The organism is Nocardia farcinica, from assembly GCF_029867845.1.
GTDB classification, from domain to species: Bacteria; Actinomycetota; Actinomycetes; order Mycobacteriales; family Mycobacteriaceae; genus Nocardia; species Nocardia farcinica_A.
In genome coordinates this window covers 1-5,466 of the sequence record NZ_JARWRU010000941.1, presented here as the reverse complement: position 1 = coordinate 5,466, position 5,466 = coordinate 1, and the positions used below count along the sequence as shown (strand labels likewise).

Below are 5,466 nucleotides of genomic sequence, written 5' to 3'. Positions count from 1 at the left end.
CAGCGCACGGTGTGGACGATGAGCACGTCCGAGCGCGACTTGCGGGCGACGTCGGAGGGCACCGAGCCGAGCAGACGGCCCGCCAGGGTGTTCAGGCCCCGGTTGCCGACGACGAGCAGGTCGGCGCCGGTCTCCTTGATCAGCCCGAGCAGCGACTCGACCGGCTCACCGATGATGGGACGCTCCACGATGTCCTCGGCGCCCGCGGCAGCGGCCTTGTCGCGGGCGACGCGCAGGATCTCGGTGGTGGGGGCGGACCCGCGGACCTGGTAGGCCTCGTCCTTGAGCACGTCGGCGGCGGCGGCGATCTCCCGGTCGTCGGTCGGGTAGTAGGCGCAGGCCACGATGAGGGTGGCTCCGGCATCGGCCGCCAGCGCGGCGGCCTTCTCGACTGCTACGTATGACGAGTCCGAGCCATCGGTACCGACGACAATGGTCCGGTAGGCGGTCATTTCTCCTCCAACTATGCGGGTCGGGTGCCTGCGCTCGGCACTCCCGGCATGTCGGGCTCCGACGCGGCGACTGCACCGACGATAGCCCCTCCGGGTGCGGAAACCGCATAATTCGCAACACATCACACCCGGCCATGTCGCGGCCGACTGGGAATCGGTACCGGCGCTGTTTGTGCCGGATACCGACTCACCAGCGCGGATCGAAAAAGCGATGCCCATATCCTGTGAACAGTCACAATGATTACCAAGCGCCCTGGCGCGCTGGGACTTTCATCACAGGAGACGGAAATCCGGCACCGGCCGGATCGCACCGCCGTCACCCATCGGACAGGCCGCTGACCAGTCCTGTCATCGACGCCACAGCGTCGGTGCGGCAATTGTGAAGCCCGCCACTGCCACGCTTTCGCGACGCCCCCGGAAATCAGCCACTCGAATTCGCCGCCACATCCTCGAGCGGCCCGGACGCAAATCCCGCAGCAGCCTCGGCGGAATGCCGCGCGTACTCCGAGGGCGGCATTCCGATCTCCGCGACGAACTCCCGGCAGAAATGCGCCTGGTCGAAATATCCGAGCTCGGCGGCCAGCGCCGCCAAATCCGTGACCGCGCCGCGGGCGAGCAGCTCGGCCCCGTCCTGCAACCGATAGCGCCGCAGCACCCACTTCGGGTTCGCGCCGACGTAACGAGCGAACATGCGCTGCAGCGTGCGGATCGACACCCCGAAGCGAGTGGTCACCTGGTCGACGCGGGTCAGTTCGCGATCGTGCTCCATCGCTGCCACGATGCGCAGCACCAGGCGGTACACCTCGTCGGGCTCGACCGTCCTGACCGCGAGCCAGCCCTCCACCAGGTCGCGCCGCGCCGCGTCGTCGGGTTCGGCGAGCACCCGCTCGGTGATGTCGCCCGCGTCCGGGAAGAGTTCGGCCAGGGCGAGGCTGCGGTCGCGCAGCGCGCCGACATCGACGCCGGTGTGGGCGGCGAATCCGCCCGCCCGGAAACGGACACCGAAAACCCTTCCCACACCGGTCAATTCGCGGATGTAGCGGGCGGTGGTGACCCCGGTGACGAACGCGCCGGTGCGGGTGGGGCTCTGCTCGAAGGTCAGGTTCACACTGGGAAACGACAGCACCTCGGCCCGGTAGGCCGGCCTGCCGCGCAGGTCCCAGTCCACCAGCCAGTACCAGTTCACGAACCGCCCCGCCGCCTGGCCTGGCGGAAGCCGGCGCAGCGAGCGGTACCTGGACTGTTCCCTCGGCCGCAGGATGCCCTTGTCCCCCGGGTCGCGATCCGCGGGACCGGCGTCCCCGGACACGCGCGCACCGGTCCCGGCGCCGCCCGGATCAGGCCGCACGGTGCGCCTTCGGCGATTGACGCTTTCTTACAAGCCCCGCACCGCCGCGCCGAGCAGACTCGAATCCATGACAGCGAAGGTCGATCCGATTCCCGAGGGCTACCACTCCATCACCTGTTTCCTGGCGGTCGCCGACGGCAATGCCGCCATCGAGTTCTACCGCGCGGTGTTCGGCGCCGAGGTGCTCAGCCGCAACGATCTGCCGGACGGCAGCCCGGCGCATGCCGAACTGCGTATCGGCGATTCCACCGTCCAGGTGGGCGTGCCGGTGCCCGAGCACGGCGTGCTCGCCCCCAACGGCGAATGGGTGCACACCTCGATCGTGCACTACTGCCCCGATGTGGACGCGGTGATCGCGCGCGCGGCCGAGCACGGCGCCCGCGGCGTGGAGCAGCCGCAGACCTTCGTCACCGGCGACCGCTACGGCCTGGTCAACGACCCGTTCGGGCACCGCTGGGTGGTGATGACCCGCGTCGAGGACGTCTCCCGCGAGGAGGGCGAGCAGCGCGTGAACGAGTGGCTGGCCACCCAGGCCTGAACGGCCTGAATTCCCTGATCCGCCCGCGCCGCACCGGCGTCCGTCAGCCGGTGCGGCGCGGCGCGCGTTCGGCGCGGATCGAGGGCAGGCCGCCACCGCCCCGCGCCGAATCGTCACCGCCCCGCGCCGAATCGTCACTGCCCCGTGCCGATCAGCTCAGTCCCGCGGCGTCCATACCGCGCAGTTCCTTCTTCAGGTCCGCGATCTCGTCGCGCAACCGTCCCGCCAACTCGAACTGCAGTTCGCGGGCGGCGTTCATCATCTGATCGGTCAGCTGTTGCACCAGGTCGGCCAGCTCGGCCCTCGGCATGGACTTCACGTCGCGGCCCTCGACCACGCCCGCGCTCATCGCGCGGCCCGGCTCACCCTGGGCGCGACGGCCGCGACTGGCGTTGCGGCCGGAGCCGCCGCCCTCGACCTCGTTCTCCTCGGCCTCCCGGTACACCTGATCGAGGATGTCGGCGATCTTCTTGCGCAGCGGCTTGGGATCGATGCCCATCTTCTCGTTGTAGGCGATCTGCTTGGCGCGGCGCCGCTCGGTCTCCTCGATGGCGTGCTGCATCGAATCGGTGATCTTGTCGGCATACATGTGCACCTCGCCGGAGACATTGCGCGCGGCGCGGCCGATGGTCTGGATGAGGCTGGTGCTGCTGCGCAGGAAACCCTCCTTGTCGGCGTCGAGGATCGCCACCAGCGAGACCTCGGGCAGGTCGAGTCCCTCGCGCAACAGGTTGATGCCGACCAGCACGTCGTACTCGCCCAGCCGCAGCTGTCGCAACAGCTCGACCCGGCGCAGGGTGTCGATCTCCGAATGCAGATAGCGCACCCGCACGCCGAGGCCGAGCAGATAGTCGGTCAGATCCTCGGCCATCTTCTTGGTCAGTGTGGTGACCAGCACCCGCTCGTCGCGCTCGCAGCGCACCCGGATCTCGTGCACCAGGTCGTCGATCTGCCCCTGGGTCGGCTTGACCACCACCTTCGGATCGACCAGGCCGGTCGGGCGGATCACCTGCTCGACCACCTCGCCGCCGGTCTGCCCGAGCTCGTAGGGGCCGGGCGTGGCCGACAGGTAGACCACCTGTCCGATCCGCTCGGCGAACTCCTCCCAGGTCAGCGGACGGTTGTCCACCGCGGACGGCAGCCGGAAGCCGTACTCGACCAGATTGCGCTTGCGCGACATGTCGCCCTCGTACATGCCGCCGATCTGCGGCACCGTCACATGCGACTCGTCGATGACCAGCAGGAAGTCCTCGGGGAAGTAGTCGAGGAGTGTGGCAGGCGCCGAGCCCGCGGGGCGGCCGTCGATGTGGCGCGAGTAGTTCTCGATGCCGGAGCAGAAGCCGACCTGGCGGATCATCTCCAGGTCGTACTGGGTGCGCATGCGCAGCCGCTGCGCCTCGAGCAACTTGCCCTGACGCTCCAGCTCGGCCAGCCGCTGCTCCAGCTCGGCCTCGATGTCGGCCACCGCGCGCTCCATGCGCTCGGGGCCCGCCACGTAGTGGGTGGCCGGGAAGATGCGCACGGTGTCGACCTGACGCACCACGTCACCGGTGAGCGGGTGCAGGTAGTACAGCGCCTCGATCTCGTCGCCGAAGAACTCGATGCGCACCGCCAGTTCCTCGTAGGAGGGGATGATCTCGACGGTGTCGCCGCGGACCCGGAACGAGCCGCGGGTGAAGGCGAGGTCGTTGCGGGTGTACTGGACGTCGACCAGCAGCCGCAGCAGCGCGTCGCGGTCGACCTCGGCGCCGACCTGCAGGGCCACCGACCGATCCAGATAGGACTGCGGGGTGCCGAGGCCGTAGATGCAGGAGACCGAGGCGACCACCACCACGTCGCGGCGGGACAGCAGGCTGGAGGTGGCGGCGTGGCGCAGGCGCTCCACGTCGTCGTTGATCGAGCTGTCCTTCTCGATGTAGGTGTCGGTCTGGGCGATGTAGGCCTCGGGCTGGTAGTAGTCGTAGTACGAGACGAAGTACTCGACGGCGTTGTGCGGCAACATCTCCCGCAGCTCGTTGGCCAGCTGGGCGGCCAGCGTCTTGTTCGGCGCCATCACCAGGGTCGGCCGTTGCAGGCGCTCGATGAGCCAGGCCGTGGTGGCCGACTTGCCGGTGCCGGTGGCGCCGAGCAGCACCACATCCTTCTCGCCCGCGCGGATGCGCCGCTCCAGCTCGTCGATGGCCGCGGGCTGGTCACCCGCGGGCTTGTGTTCGCTGACCACCTCGAAGCGGCCCTCGGTGCGCTCGACGGAGCCGACCGGGCGGAACTCCGAGTGCGCGAGCGGGGTGCCTGCGCCGTCGGCGGGGATCTCGGTAGCGAAAGCCATGTCACCAGGGTAGTTGCGGGGTCCGACAGGTGAGGGCGCGCGAGCGGCGATCATTCAGCAACAATGGCCGAGCAACAATGGCAGAGCTGATCCGAACCGGACGGGCCGGCAATGCCCGGCGACGGATCGGCCGGGGACGCGCGCGAGGCGGCCCCGGTAGATTTCGGGTCATGACGCAGGAACCCGCGCACGTGCATCGCCCCAAGGTCGAGCACTTCGATGTGGCCAACAAGACCAACACCGATCCGAAGGGGTTCGTCCGCGCGGTCGAGCACTACCGGACCGAGCCGTGGGGCCTCTACATGGCGCGCCATTCCGACCACCCGGAATTCCATTACCTGCAGTCCTGGCTGCTGCCCGATCTCTCGCTGCGCGTCACGGTGTTCGACTTCACCCCCGAATGCCCGCGCGACCAGGACTTCTATCTCGACATCGGCGTGTTCGGCCAGGTCGAGCCGCAGGTGTGGCGCTCGATCGACCACTACCTCGACATCACCGTGCGCACCGGGCGCGACACCGAACTGCTCGATGTCGACGAATTGCTGGCCGCCCACACCGCCGGCCTGCTCACCGCCGCCGAAGCCGAGGCCGCCGTCGCGAACGCCACCCGCGCCATCGACGGCATCGCCGCGCACGGCTATTCGCTACAGGCCTGGCTCGAGTCGCTGGGCTACCCGCTCACCTGGCGCTGACGGCCGCCGCCCCCGGACACCACTCCGGGGCCGGCCCCGCGGGGGGGGGGGGGGGGGGGGGCCCCCCGGGGGACCCGGCCCCCCGGGGGGGGGGGGCCCCCCCCCGGCCG

General features: G+C 69.5%; 5 protein-coding genes. 2 read left to right on the top strand and 3 right to left on the bottom strand.

From position 1 onward, the window contains the following. Both QH283_RS20800 and QH283_RS20795 read right to left on the bottom strand, forming a co-directional pair. Positions 1-452, bottom strand: a 452-nt coding sequence (locus QH283_RS20800; RefSeq protein WP_280504651.1) for a universal stress protein, incomplete at its 3' end; no start/stop codon positions are given. A gap of 421 nt (positions 453-873) precedes the next feature. Further along, on the bottom strand, positions 874-1,761 hold the full coding sequence (locus QH283_RS20795) for a helix-turn-helix domain-containing protein (RefSeq protein ID WP_280504650.1): 888 nt from the start codon (positions 1,759-1,761) through the stop codon (positions 874-876). A 106-nt stretch (positions 1,762-1,867) separates the two neighbouring features. On the opposite strand from QH283_RS20795, the gene QH283_RS20790 reads away from it, so the two are divergent. After that, the gene (locus QH283_RS20790) at positions 1,868-2,338 is read left to right on the top strand and encodes a VOC family protein (RefSeq protein WP_280504649.1); all 471 of its coding nucleotides are present in this window, start codon (positions 1,868-1,870) and stop codon (positions 2,336-2,338) included. Positions 2,339-2,489: 151 nt separating this feature from the next. Here the strand turns inward: QH283_RS20790 and uvrB are convergent, their stop codons facing one another. Further along, a complete protein-coding gene (uvrB, locus tag QH283_RS20785) occupies positions 2,490-4,664 on the bottom strand; it encodes an excinuclease ABC subunit UvrB (RefSeq protein WP_280504648.1) in 2,175 nt (724 codons plus the stop codon). Positions 4,665-4,834: 170 nt separating this feature from the next. Between uvrB and QH283_RS20780 the strand changes: the two genes are divergently transcribed. Further along, positions 4,835-5,356 carry a DUF402 domain-containing protein gene (locus tag QH283_RS20780; RefSeq protein ID WP_280504647.1) on the top strand — a complete coding sequence of 174 codons (522 nt, stop codon included), beginning with the start codon at positions 4,835-4,837 and terminating at the stop codon, positions 5,354-5,356. The last annotated feature ends 110 nt before the right edge of the window (positions 5,357-5,466 follow it).